The organism is Streptomyces sp. NPDC020898, from assembly GCF_044333925.1.
In the GTDB taxonomy this organism is placed as follows: Bacteria; Actinomycetota; Actinomycetes; order Streptomycetales; family Streptomycetaceae; genus Streptomyces.
Map to the genome: position 1 here is coordinate 23,761 of NZ_JBIRRV010000004.1, position 20,447 is coordinate 44,207.

The window sequence follows — 20,447 nt, forward strand, 5'->3', positions numbered from 1 at the left end:
ACGTCGGGGGGGGGGAGCGTCAGGACCACCGGAGACCAGAGGACGTATGTCTTACGTGTCTTACGTGTCTTACGGGTTGAGCCCCATGCTCCGCAGCCATGCCGCCGGGTCGATCCCGGCGCTGTCCGAGCTGCTGGTGTGGACCTCCATGTGGAGGTGGGCCCCGGTGACGTTGCCGGTGGCGCCGACGCGGCCGATCACGTCACCGGTGGCGACCTTCTGGCCGACGCTGACGTTGATCGACGACTGGTGGGCGTACCAGATCTCGGTGCCGTCATCGAGGGTGAGGATCGTGCGGTAGCCGTAGGAACCGCTCCAGCCCGCCTCGGTGATCGTGCCGGTGTGCACGGCCTTGAGCGGCGTGCCCGTGGGCGCGGCGAAGTCGAGGCCGGTGTGGTACCCGGAGGACCACAGCGCGCCGGACTGACCGAAGGTGGAGGTGATCGTGTACGAGGAGGTCGGCAGCGTGTACTGCGTGGCGAGCTCGGCGAGCCGCGCGGCCTCCAGCTTCGCCGCCGCTTCCTCCTCGGCCTTCTTCTTCGCGGCGGCGGCCTTCTCGGCGGCCTCGCGCTTCACCTTGGCGGCCTCGGCGGCGGCCTTCTTCGCGGCGGCGTCCTGGGCGGCCTGCTGGACCTTGGCCTCGGCCTGGTCCTTCTGCTGCTCGGCCTGGAGGATGATGCGGGCGCGCAGGGCCTCGCCCGCGTCGCTGGTGCCCTGCTCGGTCTCCTCGGAGGTCACGCCGACGCTGCTGAGCGCGGTGGCGGAGCCCTGGGGCTCGTCGTCCTCCGAGTCGTCGCTCGCGAAGGGCGAGCCGACGGAGGGCAGGTCGGGTATGGAGATGGAGACCGGCGGCTTGCCGGTCTGCGCGGTGGCCATGCCGGCCCCGCCGACAGCGGCTATGACGCCGACGCCGAGAACGGTGGAACTGCGGGCGAGTCCTCCGCCGCGCTGCTTGCCTACACGGTGCCGGCCGCGAACGGGTCGGATGGAGTCCGCGGTGGGATTCCACTCCTCCCAGGGGCCCTCGTCGGCGCGGCGGCCACCGAGTCCGAAGGTCGGGATCTTCCCGTCCTCGGTCTCGCTGCTGCGCTGACTCGGCACGAACGGGGCCTCTGGGGCAGCCGGGTTTGACGCCACGTGGGCGTGCTCCTTTCCTTCCTTCTCGCCTACCGGGTTAGCTGACGGGTTCGGAGCAGGAAGGTCTCCTACGCGCGTATACCTGCCGTGGTGCCACGGAGGCGGACGAGCGATTCACCCCAAGGGATGGTTCCCCGGTTCCCTTGCGGGATTCGGCGTGTGCGCACGGAGCCGACTCTTGTGACGGCTGGGACGACCGCGCTGCGTTATCGAACGTTAATAGACCCGGGTACCGGATTCCAAGCTGTTCCTGTTGATCGTTAACGCTTTTCCCGAGGACGTTCCGGGTCACCACCGGTGAAAAACGGGCGAGTTGACCATGCCTAAGTGACTCCTGAGTTTTGACGGTGTGTCAGTTGTTATGCGGAGCGGGACCACCGGTGAACCCACAGTCACGACGGACACGATCAGGTCTTCCACGATCAGGGTCTTCGTACGGCGAGCAGCGCCATGTCGTCCGTGGTGCCGCCGCGCGTGTGCCGGCGCACCTCGTCCGCGAGGGCGGCCAGGAGTGCGCCCGGGTCGCGGAAGGAACGGCCCGTGAGCCGGGTGGCCGGGTCGAAGAAGGCCCCGTGCTCGTCGCGGGCCTCGGACAGCCCGTCGGTGTACAGGAGCAGGGTCGCGCCGCCCGGGAAGGGGGTCTCCTCGGCACGGTCGGGCCAACTGCCGAGGTCGCCCATGCCGAGCGGCAGCGCGGGTTCGGGCGGGTTGAGCGTCCGCAGGGTGCCGTCCGGGTCGAGGAGCAGGGGCGGGGGGTGGCCGCGGTTGACGATCCGTACGACTCCGTCGCCGTGCGGGAGTTCGGCGAGGACGGCGGTGGTGAACCCCTCGGCGGCGTCCGGACCGCCTCGCCGGGTGCCCTCGCGGGCGAGCGCCCGCTCCAGCCGCTGGGCGACCGCCTCCAGGGTCACCTCCTGCTCGGCGGCCTCCCGGAACGCCCCGATGACGACGGCGACGGCCGCCACAGCCCCCATCCCCTTCCCCCGCACATCACCGAGGACGACCCGCACGCCGTACGGGCTGTCCTGCACGGCGTACAGATCGCCGCCGATGTACGCACCCTCCTGGGCGGCCTCGTAGCAGGCGGCGACCTCGAACCCTCCGATACGCGCGTCCGGTTCCGGCAGTACGGCGCGCTGCGCGGCCTCCGCGATCTCACGGGCCGAGGCGAGCCGCTGGTCACCGCGGCGCACGATCCGGTTGATGACGACGGCCAGGACGGCGACCGAGGCCACGGTGACCGTCTCGGTGAGCGTGTCGGCGTCCGCGGCGAAGCCGACGCGGAGGTGGACGGCGTACTCGGCGACGAGGGCGGCGGCGCCGGTGACCGCCGTGGCGAGCAGCGAGGAGAGCGGGGCCGCGACGAGCGGGGCGGCGGTGAAGAAGGGGACCGCGGTGAAGTCACGCGGAGTGGCGTAGTCGTAGACGATCCCGGCGAGGATCAGGAGCGCGGGCAGCGCGCGGACGAGTGCCTGCCCCCGCGAGATCAGCACCTCCGCCGGCTCTCGCGACGCTTCCGGCGCTTCCGGCTCTCGCTCTTCCGGCTCTCCGGACCGCGCCACTCGTCTCGTCTCCCGCCGGATCACCCGCCCCATCCCATCCCACCCCGTCCCGTCCGTGCCGCACTGTCCAGGTTTCCGGCAGCGGGTACGGCGGGCGAATCGGGTGGACCGAGCGGGCTAAGCCGCGACGCGGTACGACACGACGGGGGAACGACGGGAAACGACTCAGGGCCGGAAACCAATTTCTTGGTTTCCGGCCCTGGGCCTTCAGTAGCGGGGACAGGATTTGAACCTGCGACCTCTGGGTTATGAGCCCAGCGAGCTACCGAGCTGCTCCACCCCGCGCCGCTGAACACAACTATACGCCATTCGCGGGACCCTGATCACCACGTTTGATTCGGGGTCACAGGTGGGCGTTGGGCGCCTTGGCCCGCTCCTCGTACTCGGGGAGTACGACGACCGCGACGCCCTCCCCCGCCAGCAGCCCGCCCCCGTCCGCCGCCACCACGAACGTGTCCGGCTCGCGCCAGGCGGTCACGACCCGGCGTACGCCCGCGTCGAGGATCAGCCGGGCACAGGGCGCGGGGCGGGAGGCACGGTGGGCGCAGGGCTCCAGGCTGCTGTAGACGGTGGCCGTCGGGAGCCGGGGGTCGGCCGGGTCGAGCTTCCCGAGGGCGGCCTCCTCGGCGTGCACGACGGGGTCGCCGCCCTCCCGCGAATACCCGCGCGCCAGTTCCGTACCGTCGGCGGCCACCACCACCGCCCCCACACTGAACGCCGTGCGCGACGGCGGACACCGCTGGGCCAGTTCGCACGCCAGTGCCAGCCAGTGCCGGTCGGCGCCGGCGGCGAGCGGGCCGGCGCCGGGGGCGGTGGGCTCGTACCGCATGAGCACGACGTCCTCGATGGGGCGCGTCTCGACGAGCCGGAGCCGGCCGCCCTGGTAGCCGCCGGGGCCGAAGAGGCGGGGGGCGTCGGGGGTGCCGACGAAGAGGGGCGCGAGGACGAGCTGGAGTTCGTCGGCGAGGCCCTGCTGGAGAAGCTGGGTGTGGACGGTGCCGCCACCCTCCACCATGAGGCGCCGGACGCCGCGCACGTCGTGCAGGTGTTCGAGGAGGACTCGCCAGTCGAGGGGCCCGGGGCCGAGGGCGACGACATCGACGCTCGCACCGAGATCCGCGCGCCGGGCCTGCTCGGCGCCCTTGTCCGTCGTGTAGACGACCTTCTCGCCGCCCGTGTGCCAGAAGTTGGCGGCCGCGTCCAGCTCCCCCGATCCACTGACGGTCACCTTGAGCGGGTACTCCGGCTTTCCGGCCGCCACCCGCGCGGCCCGCCGCTCGGGCGAGTTGACCAGGAGACGCGGGTTGTCGGCGCGGATGGTGCCGGCGCCGATGAGAATCGCGTCACTGGACGCCCGTACCTCGTCGACCCGGTCGAAGTCGGCGGGGCCGGAGAGCAGCAGACGGTCGGGGCCGGTGTCGTCCAGGTATCCGTCGAGGGAGACCGCGGCGGACAGGAGGACGTAGGGGAGGGGCATGGGCGCGCTCTCTTCCGGCACTTCCGGGGCTGCGAGGACTTCCAGGCCCACGAGGGCTTGGTTCAAGTTTTAAACAACCTACACTGGTCGCATGACGACCCGCTGGCTCACCCCTGAGGAGCAGCGCGCGTGGCGCGCGTACATCGGGGCCTCCCTGCTCCTGGAGGACGCGCTCGACCGGCAGCTCCAACAGGACGCCGGTATGCCGCACCTCTACTACACGATCCTGGCCTACCTCTCCGAGACACCCGAACAACGCCTGCGAATGACCGATCTCGCCGAGAAGCTGAAGATCACGCGTAGCCGGCTGACGTACGCGGTGGCGCGACTGGAGAAGGATGGCCACGTACGGCGCGAGGCCTGCCGGTGGGACAAGCGGGGCACGGTCGCGGTCCTGACCGACGAGGGCATGGCAATCCTGGAGCGCAGCGCCCCGGGCCATGTCGACACGGTCCGAGCGGCCCTCTTCGACCATCTGACCCCGGAGCAGGTGGGTCAGCTGGAGGAGATCTTTACGGGGGTCGGGCGCGCGTTCCAGGGGGACGGAACCGAGTCGGCGTCGTCGCCGGAGGGTCTGCCGTGGCTGCGCAGGTCGTCGTCCTCGCCGCCGTGCGACTCGGACACTCGAAGCGACGGCTGAAGGGCCCGACTCGCCGCCCCGCAAATCCATTGCTTTAACTTTGAAGCATGGGGTAGGGTCACCATTCGAGTGACGATCTGCTTCAAAACTGAAACAGGTCCGAGGATCGAGAACCACCCGGAGACCCGCATGCCCGACTTCCCCGCCGCCACCCCGCGCTCCCGCGTCCGGGTACCGCTGCGCTTCCACGACGGCTACAGCGTCGACACCGAACTGGTCACCTTCCACGGCCTGACCGACGGCCAGGAGCACGTGGCGATGGTCCTCGGCGACCCCGCGCCCGGCACCACCCCGCTGGTCCGCCTGCACTCCGAGTGCCTCACGGGCGACGCCTTCGGCTCGGCCCGCTGCGACTGCGGCCCGCAGCTGCGTGAGGCGGTCGAGCGCATCGCCGCGCACGGCGGCGTCCTCCTCTACCTCCGCCAGGAGGGCCGCGGCATCGGCCTCTACAACAAGCTCGACGCGTACGCCCTCCAGGACGAGGGCCTCGACACCTACGCCGCGAACGCCGCCCTCGGCCTCCCCGAGGACGCCCGCGACTACACGGCGGCGGCCCAGATGCTCCAGGCCCTGGGCATCGACTCGGTGGACCTCCTCTCCAACAACCCGGACAAGGCGAACCAGCTCCGCACCCTGGGCATCGACGTCCACGACCGCGTCCCGACCGGCGTGTTCACCACCCCGGCCAACGTCCGCTACCTCCGCGCGAAGGTCCTGCAGACTCAACACACGTTGCCGTTGGGGGAGTTGGGCGGGGTGGGCGGGCATGGCGGGTTGACGGAGTTGAGTGTGGGCTGAGCGGGGCTCAGAATGGGCTGACGGAGCCGAGAGCCACCTCATGGGCCACACAGCCCGGGCGACAACTCGTGTGCGTGTCCGTGTCGGTGTCGGTGTCCGTGTCAGCTGTGCGCTCGTGCCGTGAGGTAGGGATCCTGGCGGAGGACCTCACGGCTGCCGAGGAGGGTTCCGACGGCCAGACCGGCTGCGGGCAGCAGCAACGCGGCGGCGGCCCAGGCAGGTCCGGGCAGGGCGTCCGTGCGGGTGATGTCCAGTCCGAGTACGTCACTGAGCGGGCCGGCCAGAGCAACGGACAGGGCGGCGCCGACGCCCGCCCCCACCAGGCCCGCGACCCCACCGGAGAGCACGGCTTCGCCGAGCAGGATCCGGCGCAGTTCGGGCCGTCCGGCACCGAGGACACGCAGGATGGCGAACTGTCCGATCCGCGCCCGGGTGCTGTCCGCGGCCCGGACGGCACCGAGCACGATCGCGCCCAGGGCCAGCACCAGGACTCCGCCACGCATCGCGAGATCCGCGGCACCGAACAAGCCGGGCAGGTTACGGACCCGGTCGGACACCGGAGACGCCGAGAACCCGTCGTCCTGCAGTGACTTGGTGACGGCGGCGACCTGCTGCTGATGCTCGACCACGACGGTCGCGGCCTGCGCGCCCTCCCTGGCCCGGAAACCCGCCGGCTCCTGCCCGGCACGGGCCGCGGCCAGGAGCGCGGCGGTGTCCTCCGAGAGATAGGCGACGCCCGGTCCGTCGGCCTGCCAACCCGGGTCGTACAGCGCGGCGATCCTCAGCCTGATGACGTCGGTGGTACCGGACTCGGCTCCCGTAGCCCTGGTGTATCCGAAGGCGACGGACCGGCCCAGGAGCGGGGCGAAATCCGTGCCCTGCGCGCTTGCGGGGAGCACGACCTCGTCCGGGCCGAGCTCCGCGGGGATCTCACCACCGGTGACGGGCAGATCGTCGCCGGGTGTCAGAGTGCGGCTCGTCAGGTCGTACGTCCCGTCCTCCTCGGCGTACAGCACGGCGGAGTAGTCGGCGACGACCTGACGGACACCCGCTACGTTCCCGGCGTCCCGCAGGGCCGAGGTGATGAGCGAGCGGACCGATGCGTCGCCCTCGAACGAGGAGAGTTCGATCTGGGTGAGCCCGCCCGACCCCAGTACGTCCCGCTCGACGGCACCGGCGGCACCGGCCGCCACCCCAGCAGACGTGGTCAACAGCGCGGCCAGGATGGTGAGGGTGGGCAGCGCCCTCCGCAGGGAACGTCCGTCCCGCTTCCAGGTGTAGAGGCTCCAGCGGCTCATCCGAGGCTCTCCTTACGAACCATCGCCCCGCCGACGGCCGACAGGACACCGTCGTCGAGCACATAGCCGTGGTCGCACACATCGGCGACCGCGGGGTCGTGCGTGACGAGCAGCACGGCCGCGCCTCGTTCCGCACACGAACGCAGGGCGGTCATCACGGAGTTCGCGGTCTTCGGATCGAGGCCGGAGGTCGGCTCGTCGGCCAGGATGAGCACCGGCTGCTTCACCGCCGCGCGAGCGACGGCGATACGTTGCCGCTGTCCACCGGAGAGTTCGGTGACCCGGGCGTCGGCCAGCCGCGCCATGCCGAGGTCGCCGAGCAGATCGCAGGCCGCCGTACGGTGCCGGGCGAGCCGGGGACCGAAGGCGGCCGCGACGTTCTCCCAGGCGTTGAGGAACGTCAGGAGCCCCAGATCCTGCAGCACGATGCCGATCGAGCGCCGGCGCAGCAGGTCCCGGTCGGCCTGGGACAGGGTGCCGGTGTCCGTACCGGTGATGCGCAGGGCACCCGCGGTCGGCGAGAGGATCAGCCCGAGGAGGGCGAGCAGCGTGCTCTTGCCCGAGCCCGAGGGCCCTTCCACGGCGGCCATCGTTCCGGCCTCAAGGGTGAGGTCCGCACGGTGCAGACCTCCGCCGGACGCATAGGTGAAGGCCAGTCCTTCGGCCACGACGGCGGGTGGAGACGCGGTGTTCATCCGACGGGCTGTCCTTCCGGAGGGGGTGCGCTGGAATGCGCCGGGAAGAGCGGGCGCGGGTGTGTGTGGGAGGGCTCAGGCAAGGAGGTAGTACGCGGCTCTCGTGGCGTCGGCGGTGGCAGCGCCGCCCGGCGACGTGCCGTACAGGTCTGGGTACTTCCGGTCTCGGTAGGGCTCCAGCAGTCCGGGGAGTTCGTCCCACAGCGACTGCGGGATGCTCTGCGCGGAGGCAAGAGCAGCTTGGACCGCGTCGGAAGCGGTCAGCAGGTCCCCGTCGCGCAGAGCCTGCCGGGCCTGTGCGACAAGGTCGGTTTCCGCCGTCAGCCGTTCCGCCTGGGCCGCACAACCCGCGTCGGCTAGTACGACGACAGTGCGCAGCGACCAGTCCGAGAGCACGGTGCCGGTGACCTCGTCGGGCGGCAACTCGACGGAGGTACGCGGACAGCCCAGTCCGAACTCGGCACGCGCGGCCATGGCGCCGTACCAAACGCGCTGGTTCTCCGTGGTCAGGCGGGCCGGGACGGCCAGGCGGCCGACAGCCCTGGCGCCCTTCTCGGCCTCTGGTCCACAGGCCAGGGCCAGCCGGTGGCATGTCATGGCGAGCGGTACCCGGTCGGACGGGTCGAGGCCGGGATCCGAGCCCAGCCGCTTCAGACGCTTCGTCAGCCAGTCCGGTGTGTGCGTCTGCCGGGCGGCTGCGGTCAGCGCCCGCGCCGCGTTGTACGTGGCGGTGAGGGTGCCCATCTGTGCCGGGGACTTGGCGACGAGGCCGTCGGGCCGGATGCCTCCCACCGGGGCGGGCAGCGGCCCGGGCGGGTCACCGGCACCGGCACCGGCACCGGCACCGAGGGCGAGCGCACGCCGGACCAGCCACCGGGTCTGCGTGTCGGAGTCGCACAGTGCCGGCAGCAGACAGGCGCCCGCCTGTCGCGTCAGCCGGTGACGCAGCAGGGCCAGGGCGGCCCGCTGAATGGGGTCGAGGCCGACGCAGTCGGCGTCCATCCGCGACCCGGCGCCGCGCAGTGCCCGCGTGGCGTGCGCACGTACCCCGACCGCCCGCAGCGCCTCGACGGTATAGAGCACCGGTACGGGCTGAGCGGCGGAGGCGGCGTCCGCGGCGAGACGGTCCAGGACGGCGCGTGGCACCTCGTCGTCACGGCCGAGGCAGGTCGACGTACGGAGGAAGGCGGCCCGCGTGGTGAGCGAGGTCAGCGCGTCGTCCTCCTCGTCCGGCGCGCGCAGGTAGGCGAGGGCTTCGCTCCCGGCCTGCTCACGAAGTCCGGCCCGTTCCAAGACCGTTGCCGCATCGGCCGACCCGGAGTCCTCGGAATCCTCCAACGACAGGCACACGTAGTGCGCCCGCCAGGCAGGGGTGTCCAGGACGTCGGTGCGGGCAAGATCTGCCAGGGCGCCCGCTTGGATCCCGGGCAAGCGGCCCGCGGGAATCCCGGGAAGCGCGGCCTCAAGGCGCCCGTACGCGGTCGGGTACAGCGCGGGATCATGGCCGACGTCGGCTCGGGTGGCACGTACCAGGTCGTTCGCTCCGCGCAGGACGTCGAGTTGCTCAGCCAAGTCTTCGCCGGGCCGACCGGGCCGGTCCACCGGCCCGCCGCCGAACATCGAGACCCCCAGTGCCGCCGCGGCGGCCGTCAGCGCCACGGCCGCGATCCCGTGGCCGCGACGAGCCGCGCGCCATCGAAGGAGGCTGCTCTTCATACGATTCCTCTAACGATGAGCCGGGCCACACCCACAGGTGCTCGCGACCCCGCAGGCGGATCATCGGTCAGTCGTTGGCGCAGGCCGAGGCGAACGCCTTGACGCCGGCCGTGAAGGCACCGCCGTCGGAGCAGGTGGTGATGCTGGTGTTGAGGGAGCCGCCCGGATCGGCGATACCGCTGATGTCCGCGATCCAGGTGTTCTTGTTGGTCCAGCTGACCTGGCGGGTGTTCTCACTCACCTGCGTACCGCTCGGGCTCAGGGCCAACGTGGCCTGCCAGCCGTTGGCCTTCACGGTCGCCGTGTTGCTGATCTTGCCGACCTTGTACTTCGCGCCGCCCTTGGTGGTCTTGGTGGACGTCTTGAAGGAGCACTTGTCGGCGAAGACATTGCAATGCCAGGCATTGACCAGGACCTTCGCACCCGTGCCGGGCAACGGGGTCGCTCCGTCGTCGGAAATGGCACCGGCCGGCGCCCCTGCCCCCGCCAGCAGAATCCCGACGAGCCCAAGGGTCAGCAGGGTCTTCTTCACTTGTCTCTCCCCGTGTTCATGACGCACAGACGCGGGGGAACCATACCGGTTGCGGAAATATCCGGAACGACTGAAAAGCGACGTAGGGAAATCGCTCGAAGTTGCGAAAAAGGTCCAGGCGAGGACGGGTGTGCCGTCAACGCGCGGCACGGCCACACGAACGATCGCTCGCAGGGGGCCCGGGCAGACCTGTTCCAGGCATCACAGAGCCGACCCGGTTCACACCTGAGCGTGACGTACGCGAGCCGCAGCCCCTCGTGGACGTCGCTCAGCCCCAGGCACCGATCAGATCCTCCGGAGTAAGGACGGAGACCCCCCGAGCCGTGCAGCCGCTGCGAGTGACGGCGACGAGGGGGGTGTCGTCGCTCGCGCCGGGGAGCTGGGAGCGGTGGGTGATCAAGCGGGCGAGGTCACGGTGGTCGAAGGGCTTGTTCTCCAGCCACTTGATGGACCCGGCGAACGTGATCTTCTTGGCGACGGGGGACCTGTCGGCGCCCACGAGGTCGATTTCCGGATCGTTGGTACGGGTCCAGTAGCCGCCGACGACCTGCGTGCCTGCGGGGAGACGGTCGTCGGCCAGGCGCCAGAGCGCTTCGCGGATGACGGGCTCGACGGCACGTCCGCGCCAGGACGCCCAGCTGGTGCGGACGGCTTCGAGGACGCGGTCGCCCCGGCCGCGTTCCACGGCCGGGATGCCGGGTCCGACGAAGGAAAGCCAGAAGCGCAGGTAGGGGTCGTCGACGCGGTAGCGGGTCTCGCGGCTGGGCCTCGTGGACAGGGGCAGGTCGGCGGCGACCATACGGCGGCCGGTGAGCAGCTCCAGAGAACGGGTGACGGAGCCGGCGTGCAGGCCGCCGGCGGCCCGGCCGATGAGGGTGAAGGTGCGCTCGCCGTGCCCGATGGCGCCCAGGACGGTACGGGCCTGCGCCTCACTGGGGAACTCGGCGGCCAGCGTGCGTTCACCGCTGACGAGCAGGGCGGACGTGGGACTGGCCAGGGCCTGCCCGAGGTACTCCCAGAGATCGGCGCCGCGCGGCCACTCGTCCAGGATGAGAGGAAGGCCACCGGAGACGAGGTAGGCGTCGAAGGCGTCGGTCGGGGCCAGGTCGAGCATCGTGGCGACATCGTGCGGGGTGAGCGGGGGGACGACCATCTCGGTGCCCCGCTGGTAGAAGGGCCGCCCGTAGGTGTTGAGCTGTTCCATCATGGCGATGTCGGAGCCGACGAGGATCAGCAGGACCGGCATCTTCGACAGTGTGCGGTCGAACGCCTTCTGCAGGGCCCCCTCGAAGGTGGGGTCCTCCCGGACCAGGTACGGCATCTCGTCGAGCACCACCACGCTGGGCGTATCGACGGGCAGTGCCGTGGCGAGCAGGCTCAGGGCCGCGTCCCAGGTCTGGGGGGCGGCGAAGTCCGCGAAGCGCTCGGCGTCCGGCAGACCGGAGGCGGCCACCTCGGCGGTGAAGCCCGCCAGGTCCCCCTCCCGGGAGCCGCCGACGGCGGTGAAGAAGACGTGGGGAAGCTCCGCCCGCTCCAGGAACTCCTCCACCAGCCGCGATTTCCCGACCCGCCGACGCCCCCGGACCAGCACCGCCCGGCCCGGCCTTCCGGTGCGACCGCCGGTCAGTACCGCCTGCAACAGGCCGTCCAGGAGACCGAGTTCGGTCCGCCGGCCGATGAATCCACTCACAGCACACGCCCCTACTCTGCAAGATACTCTCATGAATGAGAGTATCTTGAATGAGAGTGACCTGCGCGCGACACCCGGAAGTGGGACGGGGAGGACCGCTGCCCTTGGATCGCGCCCCGCATCTTCCGGGGCGACGTGCGCTCTGGCGGGCGGTGAGGTGGTGATGCGGGGGTACCCGGACCGGACAGGCGATCGGACAGACCAACGGCAGGCCATGGTCGTGCACGCGCGAACGAACGCCCCACGTCGCCGCCTGCCGGGAAACGTCGACGAAGAAGGTCAGGTGAGCACCGATGACAGTACAGAGCCCCCACCGACCGGGCGGCGGAGCGAACGAGCCGGTGGGCGACCTGGTCCAGCGTGCCTCGCAGCAGTTGTCGCAGCTGGTCCGCGACGAGATGCGCCTGGCGCAGGCGGAGATGACCGAGAAGGGCAGGCGGTTCGGCAAGGGTGGCGGCCTGTTCGGGGGCGCCGGGCTGATGGGGGTGCTCACCCTGCAGGCACTGGCGGCCACCGTGATCGCCGCGCTGTCACTCACGCTCGACGTGTGGGCGGCGGCGCTGATCGTCACCGGCGTCCTGGCCGCCGTCACCGCGCTGATGGCGGCGCTCGGCAAGCGGCAGGTCAAGAAGGCGTCCCCGCCGACGCTCCAGCGGACGGTGGACAGCGTCAAGGCCGATGTGGCCGAAATCAAGGAAAGGGCACAGCGATGACCCAGGACAAGGCGCACCCCGCCGACGAGGCGACACCGTCCCCCGAGGAACTGCGCCGGCGGGTGGAGGCGACCCGGGAGGAACTCGGCGAGACCGTCGAGGCGCTCGCGGCGAAGGCCGACGTCAAGGCACGCGCCGAGGAGAAGACGACGGCCGTCAAACAGCAGGTCGCCGAGAAGACCACACAGGTCAGGGCCCAGTTGAAGGACAAGGCGACGCACGCCGCCCACGTCGTGCAGGAGAAGACCCCGGAGCCGGTGCGTGCCAAGGCCGCAGCGGCCACCGTACAGATGCGTGAGAAGGCAGCCCATGCCGGGCAGTTCGCCCGGGAGAAGGCTCCGGAGCCGGTACGCGAGAAGGCCGATCAGGGTCTGCGGGCGGCCCGCGCCAACCGCACCCCGTTGTTCGCCGCCGTCGGCACGTTCATCGCGCTGCTGCTCATCCGCCGCTCCAGGAGGCACCGATGAAAGCCTCGAAAGTCGCTTACAAGCCGTTCGGTATGGCCATGGGCGCCCTCAGTGGCGCCCTGGCCGGGGCACTGTTCAAGCAGACCTGGAAAAAGCTCCGCCACGAGGAGGACGCCCCCGACGCCACGGACGAGCACCGCAGCTGGCGCGAGGTCCTGTCGGCAGCCGTCCTCCAGGGCGCGATCTTCGCCGGCGTGAAAGCCGCCGTCGACCGCGGCGGCGCCACCGCCACCCGCCGCCTGACGGGCACCTGGCCGGGCTGATCCGCCCGCTCGCGGCCGAAGACGACGAAGCGCCCCGACCAGTCGGAACCGATCGGGGCGCTTCACAGCAGGTCGGAGGCCATATCCCCCGCCTACCGCCGGTAGACCCTGTGGGACTCGAACCCACAACCAATGGATTAAAAGTCCACTGCTCTGCCAATTGAGCTAAGGGTCCAGGCGATGTTGCGCGATGTTGCCTCCCCGAGCATAGCCGGACCCGGCCGGGACTCCGATCGGGTATCGGGGACACGGCCGGGTCACTCCACGGCCGGAGCACCGGCCGGGCGGCGAAATAGCCGCCCTCGCTACGGATCGACCGGTTCGGGCGCCCCCTTCCGAGCCGCCTCCCGTGCCCGGGTCCGCTCATGCTCGGGATTGAGGAACCACTCCCGAGCTGAAGCCACCCACCACGCCGCCGCGAATCCCAGGACCGCGAGGACCGCGATCGGGGCGTAGTTGAAGGTCTCCCAGGTGACCGGCGCGACCTGGGGCAGCATGAACAGCACCGTGATCACGCCGACCCACACCACCGACACCACGCCGATCACGCGCGACCACCGGCCCAGGTGCCACGGGCCCCGCTCGAACGCCTCGCCCTTGCGCAGCCGGAGCAGCGTCGGGATGACGTACGCGATGTAGAGGCCGATCACGGCGATCGACGTCACGGCCGCGTATGCCGTCACGTTGATCAGGTAGGGGAGGCCCAGGACCAATGCTCCGAGCGCCGCCAGCCAGACCGCGGCGACGGGGGTACGGGTGCGGGGGCTGACCGTGTGCCAGAGGTGGGAGTAGGGGAGGGCGCCGTCGCGTGAGAAGGCGTAGATCATGCGGGAGTTGGCGGTGACCGATGCCATGCCGCAGAACAGCTGGGCGCCGATGACGATGAGCAGGAGCAGCTTGCCGGCGGTCGCGCCCATCGCGTCGAGGAGGATCTGCGCGGGCGGTACGCCGGTCGGGGACGTCAGGGCGCCCTCGTACGACTGGATGGCGAAGGTGAAGCCCAGGAGCAGGACGAAGCCCGCTATCCAGGAGGTCCAGATGGCCTGGACGATGCCCTTGGGGCCCGCCGTGGACGCGTCGTGGGTCTCCTCGGTCATGTGGGCGGAGGCGTCGTAGCCGGTGAAGGTGTACTGGGCCATCAGGAGGCCGAGGGCGACGACGTAGACACCGCTCCCCCAGCCCGTGTTGTTCACGAACTCGGTGAACACGAAGGACGCGGACTGGTGTTCGTCCGGTACGAAGGTCAGCGCGCCGACGATGACGGCCACACCCACCACGTGCCACCACACGCTGACGCTGTTCAGCAGACCCACGATGCGTACGCCGAAGGTGTTGAGCAGGCCGTGCAGGACGAGGATCGCGGCGAAGAGCAGGATCGTGCGGCCCGGGGTGACCTCGAAGTCGAACTGGAGGTTCAGGTAGGCGCCCAGGAAGGAGGCTGCCCCGAAGTCGACGCCGGCGGTCACCGCGATCTGGCCGAGCACATTGAACCAGCCCGTGAACCACGCCCACGCGGCGGCGGTACGAGGGGGAGCGAGCCGGTGCGCCCAGAAGTACAGGCCGGCGGAGGTCGGGTAGGCCGAACAGATCTCGGCCATCGCGAGGCCGACGAAGAGCGTCATCAGGCCTACGGCGACCCAGCCCCACATCATCACGGCCGGGCCGCCCGTGTTCATGCCGAACAGGTACAGGGTCAGGCAGCCCGACAGGACCGAGATGATCGTGAAGGAGACCGCGTAGTTGGAGAACGCCGACATGCGGCGGGCGAGGACCTGGGTGTAACCGAGCTGGGCAAGCCGTTCCTCGTCCGAGAGAGCTCCTGGTACGAGCTCTTCGTCCGACCGCCCACTCACTATGGCGTCATCTGTCATGCCCCCAGCAATTCCCTTGCCAGGGGTATGACATGCGCCACAGAGGCGGTCATCTGGCCGAAATTTGTCCGTGCCTGCCCCGCTCCCCGCTGTCAGACGTCCGTCGCGCCGACCCTCAGTTGAGCCACCTGCGTCGCGCTGAGCACGCCCGCGTAGACGTGCACCTCGTCGACCGCTCCGGCCAGGTAACGGCCCCAGCCGCCCACGCCGTTCACGCCGTCCACGGCCTGCGACCGGCCGATCTGCAGCTCACCCGTCGCCGTCCAGCCGGGCCGGTACGACGCCCTCGCCGACAGCTGTCCGTCGGCGTAGAGCAGGATCTCGTCGGCCTCGTCGTCGTACACGAGCGCCAGGTGGTGGACATCGTCCGGGGATGCCCACGCGGCCTGCGAGGTGAGCGTGAACGGCTCCCCGTTCGCGTCCGTCAGTGCCACCTCCCACTGCTGCGAGGCCCCCGAATAGCGCACCTCGGCAAGGGAGTTGTCCGCGCCCGACACCGACAGCACCGTCATCGGCCGGTCCTGTGCCGCCGCGTCGACCCGCACATGAGCGGCGACCGAGAAGCTGTCCCCGGTGGCGATGGACCGGCCGTCCGTCGCCGCGAAGTCCCCGTCGCCGTCCAGCAGCAGGTGCCCGGAGCCGAAGAGGGGGGACTGTGCCGGCAGACAGTCCGGGTCGAGCCAGTCGCAGGGGGCGTCGTCGCGGTAGATCGCCGCGTCGCCGCCGAGTGTCAGAGGCCGCCCGCCGTCCCGCTCGGGGCTGGCGCCGCCGGTCGCCTCGTCGAGCGCCCAGTACCCCTCGCTCACGGTGGCGCGCTTCGCCTCCCCGGCGGCCTCCGCGGCCACGACGATCCGGTCCCACACCCGTACGCCGGCCAGCGCACCGCGCCAGTTCCGGCTCGCGCTCTCCCCGTCACCGGCGAGCGTGCGCCCGATCTGGAGGTTCCCGGCCGCCGAGAACGCGGTGACGTTCTCGGCCGTACCGGCCTCCCGCCCGTTCACATACAGCCGGGCCGAGCCGGCCACCGGGTCGTACACCCCGGTGAGCTGCGCCCAGTCACCGGCCTCCGGCACCCCGCCCCGTACGACCGAGCCGCCCACCGTGAACGACCAGGCGCCGTCCTCCGTCCCGAGCCCGAACCCGGCCGTCCCGCCGCCGTCCTGGCCGACCGCCGTCATGTCCGCGTCGGCCGAGTCCGGCCGCACCCAGGCGCTCACGGCGAAGGCTCCGCCGGTGTTCACCGCCGATGCGCCGCTCGTCAGATACGCGGACTCCGACCCGTCGAGCACGACGGCCCCCGGCACCGAGGTCCGCGCCGGACCCGCCGCACCGAACACGACCCCGCCGCCCGCCACCGCGGACCGGCCGCCCGCTTCCGCCGAGGCCTCACCCGCCCCGGCCGCGTCGGCGAGCGTCCAGGCGGCGACGGGTGTACGGCCCTCACCCACCCGGAACTCGTAGATGGCGGACGAGCTCACGTTGCCCGCCCGGTCGACGGCCTGTACGTCCAGCCAATGGCGGCCGGCCGACTGGGGCAGCCAGCGCAGTTCCACCGGCCCGCCGGGCTCGGCCGGTACCGCCGTCCGCTGCGGCCCGCCACGGAAGTTGTAGCGGTACGACACCGTGTCGACCGACGTGGAGTCGACAGTGAACGTGCCGTACACGCCCACCCCGTCGTGCCAGCCCTCGGTGTCGTCCGGGTACTGGGGCGACGCCACAGAAGGCTTCGCGGGTGCCTCGGTGTCGTACACGAACTCGCACGGCCCGACGGCGCCGTCGGAGCTCCACGGTCCCCACGCGGTGCCGTCGCTGGCCCGCACCCGCCAGCCCACCTCGGTGAACGCCGGCACGTCGGCCGGCACGGTCCAGCTGAACGGCGAACTGCTGGCAAGGGCGGTCGTCTGGACCGTACGTACCTGCGGTACACCCGAGCCGTCCGTCCAGGACACCTCGAACTCGGCGCTCACCCGGCCCCCGTCCGGGTCGTGAAGGACTGCCCTGAGCGTCGGTCGCGTAGCGACGTACGGGCGGTCCGCTCCGCCGACGCACGCCTTGTCCTCGGTGGTCAGTTCGGACAGCGCGGGCTGGGACGGCGGCCGGTTCTCCGCCGCGGAAGCTGCCCATGGTGTGGCGACCACGGCCGACGACGCGAGCACGGCGGCGACCCCGCAGCGTAGTGCCAAGGCATGACGAGCCAACGGATTCAACGGATTCCCTCCCCCGGATCCGGCTCCCCGCCGGATCAACCGATTCCGCGCCGGAGCGTAACAGCCGCTGCTGACAACCGAGTTGGGATTTTCGGGCAACGCGGAAGGGCCCGTACGACCGAAGTCGTACGGGCCCTTCCCAGCGATCAATCAGCGCTCAGCCGACGATCACTCAGTGATCACTCGATGATCAGCTGCGCTTCCAGCGCGGCTTCTCGTCGCGGCGGCCGAAGGAGGAACCGGTGCCGGAGCCGGTACCGGTGCCGGAGCCCGAACCGGTGCCTCGGTGGTCGTCGCGGCGGCCGTACGGGCGGTCGTGGCCGCCGGCGCGGAAGCCGCCGCCGGCAGGGCGGTCGCCCTGGCGGTCACGGTTGAAGGGGCGGTCGCTGCCCCGGTGGCCGGTGGCCGGACGGTCGTCGCGACGGAAGCCGCCACGGTCGTTGTTGTCGCGGTTGAAGCCGCCCGAGGGACGGTCGTTGTCGCGACGGAAGCCACCGCCGGCGGGGCGGTCGTCACGGCGCTCGAAAGAACGGCCGCCACGGTCACCGCCCGAGGGACGGTCGTTGTCACGGCGGAAGCCACCACCCGAGGGACGCTCGTCACGACGCTCGAAAGAACGGCCACCACGGTCGTTGTTGTCGCGGTTGAAGCCACCCGACGGGCGGTCGTCACGGCGCTCGAAAGAACGGCCGCCACGGTCACCGCCCGAGGGACGGTCGTTGTCACGGCGGAAGCCGCCACCCGAGGGGCGGTCGTCGCGACGGTCGAAGGAACGGCCACCGCGGTCGCCGCCACGGTCGTTGTCGCGGCGGAAGCCACCGCCCGAGGGACGCTCGTCACGACGCTCGAAGGAACGGCCACCACGGTCGTTGTCGCGGTTGAAGCCACCCGAGGGGCGCTCGTCCCGACGGTCGCGGCGCTCGTAGTTGCCCCGCTCGTCGCGGCGCTGCGGCGCCTCGGCGGCGGCGGCCTGGGCCGACGCCTCCACGGCTGCGGCCTCCGCGACGGCGGCAGCGGCCTCGGCCACCGCGGCCACTGCGGCCTCCGGGTCCTCGCCCCGCTCGCGCGCGGCCCGCGCGGTCAGCCTGTCGGCCTCCTCGCGCAGTTCGGACGCACGGCGCGTGGCGTGCTCCAGTTCCTTGGTGAGCTGCGAGACCTCACGCTCGGCCTGCTGGGCCGAGTTGCCCGCGGCCTCCGCCTGGACCTCGGTCATCGAACGGGCGCCGGTGATCTCGGCGACGTCCGGCTCGAACGCAGCTCCGCCCTGGATGATGTGACGCGAGGCGTCGACGCCCGCGTCCTCCATCTGGCGGAAGATCTGGCGGCGCTGGTGCGGCAGGGACAGCGACACGACCGTGCCGGAGCGGCCGGCGCGGGCCGTACGGCCGGAGCGGTGCAGGTAGTCCTTGTGGTCGCCGGCCGGGTCCACGTTCAGGACCAGGTCGATGCCGTCGACGTGGATGCCGCGCGCGGCGACGTCCGTGGCGACGAGGGCGTTGACGTAGCCCTTCTTGAAGTCCTCAAGCACGCGGGTACGGGCGCCCTGCGTCATACCGCCGTGCAGCGCGTCGGCCTTCACACCGGCGTCGCAGAGCTGCTCGGCGATGCGGTCGGCGCCCAGCTGGGTGCGGACGAAGATGATCGTGCGGCCCTTGCGGGAGGCGATCGCGGCGGTGACCGGCGCCTTGTCCTTGGGCTTCACGATGAGGATGTGGTGGGACATCGTCGTGACGTTGCCCTGGGCGCTGTCGACCTCGTGCGTGACCGGGTTGGTCAGGTAGCGCTTGACCAGCGTGGAGATCTCGTTCTCCATGGTGGCCGAGAACAGCATGCGCTGGCCGCCGCCCGGGATCTGGTCGAGCAGCTCGGTGACCTCGGGCAGGAAGCCCAGGTCGGACATCTGGTCGGCCTCGTCGAGGACCGCGACCTCGACGTTGGCCAGGGAGCAGGCGCCGCGGTTGATGATGTCGCGCAGCCGGCCCGGGGTGGCGACGAGGACGTCGACGCCGCGCTCCAGGGCGTACATCTGGTTGCTCATCGACGTGCCGCCGCAGACGACCTTCATCTTCAGGCCGAGGACGTCGCCGTACGGCTGGAGGGCGTCCGCGACCTGCATCGCGAGCTCACGCGTCGGCGTGAGGATGATGCCGCGGGGCTTCTTCTTCTCGGTGTGGCCGCCGGACAGCTTGGTCAGCAGCGGGAGACCGAAGGAGAGCGTCTTGCCGGAGCCGGTACGGCCACGGCCGAGGATGTCCTTGCCGGCCAGGGCGTCCGGGATGGTCGCGGCCTGGATCGGGAAGGGGCTGGTCACACCGTTCTGCGTGAGCTTGCGCACGACGCCCTCGGGGAGACCGAGAGCACCGAAGGTGTTGGTGTCCTCGACCTCTGCCACGACCTCGACCTCGGTCTCAGCCTCGGCGTCAGCGGTGGTGGTGTCGTCGTCGGCCTCGATGGTCTCGACGGCCTCGGTCACCTCGACGGTCGCCTCGACGACGACGGCGTCGGACGACGCCTCATCGTTCTCGGGCACGACGATGTGATCAGTACTGGAAATGGACATGCGAATGCGAAACCTTCCGGAGTCTCGTCGGCACGCGCCCGTCAACTCCGTGATTTCGCAATTCGACCGCCTCAATGCGGTCAGCCACGGCAAGGGAGAGTACGCGCCACACGCGGCGCGTCTTTTCATGGCGCCAGGCAATGGGATCAAACGATCTACTACCATACGCACCCCTCACCCTCTTAGGCAAACCGGGCCCGTCCTCGCAGGTCAGCGACGTTCGCACGCCCGTGCGCGCCTAGGACCTGTCCTGGACGGGCGACCCTGCCTCCGGTGCCGGTTCGCGCGTCACCAGCTGCGTCTGGGCCTGCTGCGGCGGCTCGTGCGCCGAGGACGACGGCTCCGCGACCGGGGACGACGGCGGGGGCGGCGGAGGCGTGGGTGACTCCACCGGCGGCTCCGGCTCCGGCTCGGCGGTCTTCGTCGGCGTGGGCTGCGCGTCGGTCGGTGTGGGCAGGCCGGGAACGACGGGCCCGGCACTGCCACCGCCGGGCTTGGCCGACGCCGACGCCGACGCGCTCTGCCCGGCGGAGGGCGACGCGCCCGGGGAGGCGGGCGCCCCGCTCGCCCCCTTCGCGTCCCCCTTGCCCTTCCCGTCCCCGTGTTTTCCGTCACCCCCGGCCCCGCCGGCGTACCCGGAATCACCGCCTCCGGTCACCGCGGAACCCCCGTCGGGCGCCTTGCCGTCCTTCTGGCCCACCGAGTGGGAGGGCTTGACCCGGCCGGCGTCGCCGTCACCCACACTCATACAGCCGGCGGCAGCGGCGACGGCCACGACCGTTGCGGCCAGTCGGACAGGTACATGCAAGGGGCGCACGGGC

Annotated in this window: 17 protein-coding genes, 2 tRNA genes and 1 riboswitch; of the genes, 5 read left to right on the forward strand and 14 right to left on the reverse strand. The window is 71.1% G+C overall.

The genetic code is table 11. The features are described from left to right. Nucleotides 1–69: 69 nt before the first annotated feature. From ACH4TV_RS14420 to ACH4TV_RS14435, 4 genes are all read right to left on the reverse strand, one after another. On the reverse strand, nucleotides 70–1,137 hold the full coding sequence (locus tag ACH4TV_RS14420) for a M23 family metallopeptidase (protein WP_398397831.1): 1,068 nt from the start codon (nucleotides 1,135–1,137) through the stop codon (nucleotides 70–72). A gap of 11 nt (nucleotides 1,138–1,148) precedes the next feature. Next, nucleotides 1,149–1,305: riboswitch (cyclic di-AMP (ydaO/yuaA leader) on the reverse strand. 254 nt (nucleotides 1,306–1,559) lie between these two features. Continuing rightward, on the reverse strand, nucleotides 1,560–2,699 hold the full coding sequence (locus ACH4TV_RS14425; RefSeq protein ID WP_398397833.1) for a PP2C family protein-serine/threonine phosphatase: 1,140 nt from the start codon (nucleotides 2,697–2,699) through the stop codon (nucleotides 1,560–1,562). Between the two features lie 211 nt (nucleotides 2,700–2,910). Further along, a tRNA-Met gene (locus ACH4TV_RS14430) sits at nucleotides 2,911–2,984 on the reverse strand. A gap of 58 nt (nucleotides 2,985–3,042) precedes the next feature. Beyond that, nucleotides 3,043–4,176 carry a dihydrofolate reductase family protein gene (locus ACH4TV_RS14435; protein WP_398398801.1) on the reverse strand — a complete coding sequence of 378 codons (1,134 nt, stop codon included), beginning with the start codon at nucleotides 4,174–4,176 and terminating at the stop codon, nucleotides 3,043–3,045. 91 nt (nucleotides 4,177–4,267) lie between these two features. On the opposite strand from ACH4TV_RS14435, the gene ACH4TV_RS14440 reads away from it, so the two are divergent. After that, nucleotides 4,268–4,816, forward strand: a complete 549-nt coding sequence (locus tag ACH4TV_RS14440; protein WP_398397835.1) for a MarR family winged helix-turn-helix transcriptional regulator — start codon at nucleotides 4,268–4,270, stop codon at nucleotides 4,814–4,816. A gap of 129 nt (nucleotides 4,817–4,945) precedes the next feature. After that, nucleotides 4,946–5,614, forward strand: coding sequence for a GTP cyclohydrolase II (gene ribA, locus ACH4TV_RS14445; protein ID WP_398397837.1), 669 nt, complete (start codon nucleotides 4,946–4,948; stop codon nucleotides 5,612–5,614). Nucleotides 5,615–5,715: 101 nt separating this feature from the next. Here the strand turns inward: ribA and ACH4TV_RS14450 are convergent, their stop codons facing one another. From ACH4TV_RS14450 to ACH4TV_RS14470, 5 genes are all read right to left on the reverse strand, one after another. Next, nucleotides 5,716–6,912 carry an FtsX-like permease family protein gene (locus ACH4TV_RS14450; RefSeq protein WP_398397839.1) on the reverse strand — a complete coding sequence of 399 codons (1,197 nt, stop codon included), beginning with the start codon at nucleotides 6,910–6,912 and terminating at the stop codon, nucleotides 5,716–5,718. Next, complete coding sequence (locus ACH4TV_RS14455) at nucleotides 6,909–7,607, reverse strand: ABC transporter ATP-binding protein (RefSeq protein ID WP_398397841.1); 699 nt, start codon at nucleotides 7,605–7,607, stop codon at nucleotides 6,909–6,911. The genes ACH4TV_RS14450 and ACH4TV_RS14455 overlap by 4 nt, the downstream gene beginning before the upstream one ends. A 75-nt stretch (nucleotides 7,608–7,682) precedes the next feature. After that, a complete protein-coding gene (locus tag ACH4TV_RS14460) occupies nucleotides 7,683–9,323 on the reverse strand; it encodes a hypothetical protein (protein ID WP_398397843.1) in 1,641 nt (546 codons plus the stop codon). Between the two features lie 67 nt (nucleotides 9,324–9,390). Beyond that, nucleotides 9,391–9,855 carry a hypothetical protein gene (locus tag ACH4TV_RS14465; RefSeq protein ID WP_398397845.1) on the reverse strand — a complete coding sequence of 155 codons (465 nt, stop codon included), beginning with the start codon at nucleotides 9,853–9,855 and terminating at the stop codon, nucleotides 9,391–9,393. A 268-nt stretch (nucleotides 9,856–10,123) separates the two neighbouring features. Further along, nucleotides 10,124–11,545 (reverse strand): ATP-binding protein, encoded by a 1,422-nt coding sequence (locus tag ACH4TV_RS14470; RefSeq protein ID WP_398397847.1) that lies wholly within the window; start codon nucleotides 11,543–11,545, stop codon nucleotides 10,124–10,126. Between the two features lie 293 nt (nucleotides 11,546–11,838). On the opposite strand from ACH4TV_RS14470, the gene ACH4TV_RS14475 reads away from it, so the two are divergent. From ACH4TV_RS14475 to ACH4TV_RS14485, 3 genes are read left to right on the forward strand one after another with little or no spacing between them, the layout of a single operon-like run. Beyond that, entirely contained in the window at nucleotides 11,839–12,258 is a 420-nt protein-coding gene (locus ACH4TV_RS14475) for a phage holin family protein (protein WP_398397849.1), read from the forward strand. Next, nucleotides 12,255–12,725 carry a DUF3618 domain-containing protein gene (locus ACH4TV_RS14480; RefSeq protein ID WP_398397851.1) on the forward strand — a complete coding sequence of 157 codons (471 nt, stop codon included), beginning with the start codon at nucleotides 12,255–12,257 and terminating at the stop codon, nucleotides 12,723–12,725. Before ACH4TV_RS14475 ends, ACH4TV_RS14480 begins: the two co-directional genes overlap by 4 nt. Further along, nucleotides 12,722–12,988, forward strand: a complete 267-nt coding sequence (locus ACH4TV_RS14485) for a DUF4235 domain-containing protein (RefSeq protein ID WP_398397853.1) — start codon at nucleotides 12,722–12,724, stop codon at nucleotides 12,986–12,988. Before ACH4TV_RS14480 ends, ACH4TV_RS14485 begins: the two co-directional genes overlap by 4 nt. 102 nt (nucleotides 12,989–13,090) lie before the next feature. Here the strand turns inward: ACH4TV_RS14485 and ACH4TV_RS14490 are convergent. From ACH4TV_RS14490 to ACH4TV_RS14510, 5 genes are all read right to left on the reverse strand, one after another. Next, a tRNA-Lys gene (locus tag ACH4TV_RS14490) sits at nucleotides 13,091–13,163 on the reverse strand. Between the two features lie 130 nt (nucleotides 13,164–13,293). Further along, nucleotides 13,294–14,859, reverse strand: coding sequence for an amino acid permease (locus tag ACH4TV_RS14495; RefSeq protein ID WP_398397854.1), 1,566 nt, complete (start codon nucleotides 14,857–14,859; stop codon nucleotides 13,294–13,296). Nucleotides 14,860–14,951: 92 nt separating this feature from the next. Next, complete coding sequence (locus ACH4TV_RS14500; RefSeq protein WP_398397856.1) at nucleotides 14,952–17,042, reverse strand: LamG domain-containing protein; 2,091 nt, start codon at nucleotides 17,040–17,042, stop codon at nucleotides 14,952–14,954. Between the two features lie 214 nt (nucleotides 17,043–17,256). Further along, nucleotides 17,257–19,626, reverse strand: coding sequence for a DEAD/DEAH box helicase (locus ACH4TV_RS14505; protein ID WP_398397858.1), 2,370 nt, complete (start codon nucleotides 19,624–19,626; stop codon nucleotides 17,257–17,259). Nucleotides 19,627–19,864: 238 nt separating this feature from the next. Then, nucleotides 19,865–20,443: a hypothetical protein gene (locus tag ACH4TV_RS14510; protein ID WP_398397860.1), complete on the reverse strand. Its 579-nt coding sequence runs from the start codon at nucleotides 20,441–20,443 to the stop codon at nucleotides 19,865–19,867. Nucleotides 20,444–20,447: the final 4 nt, after the last annotated feature.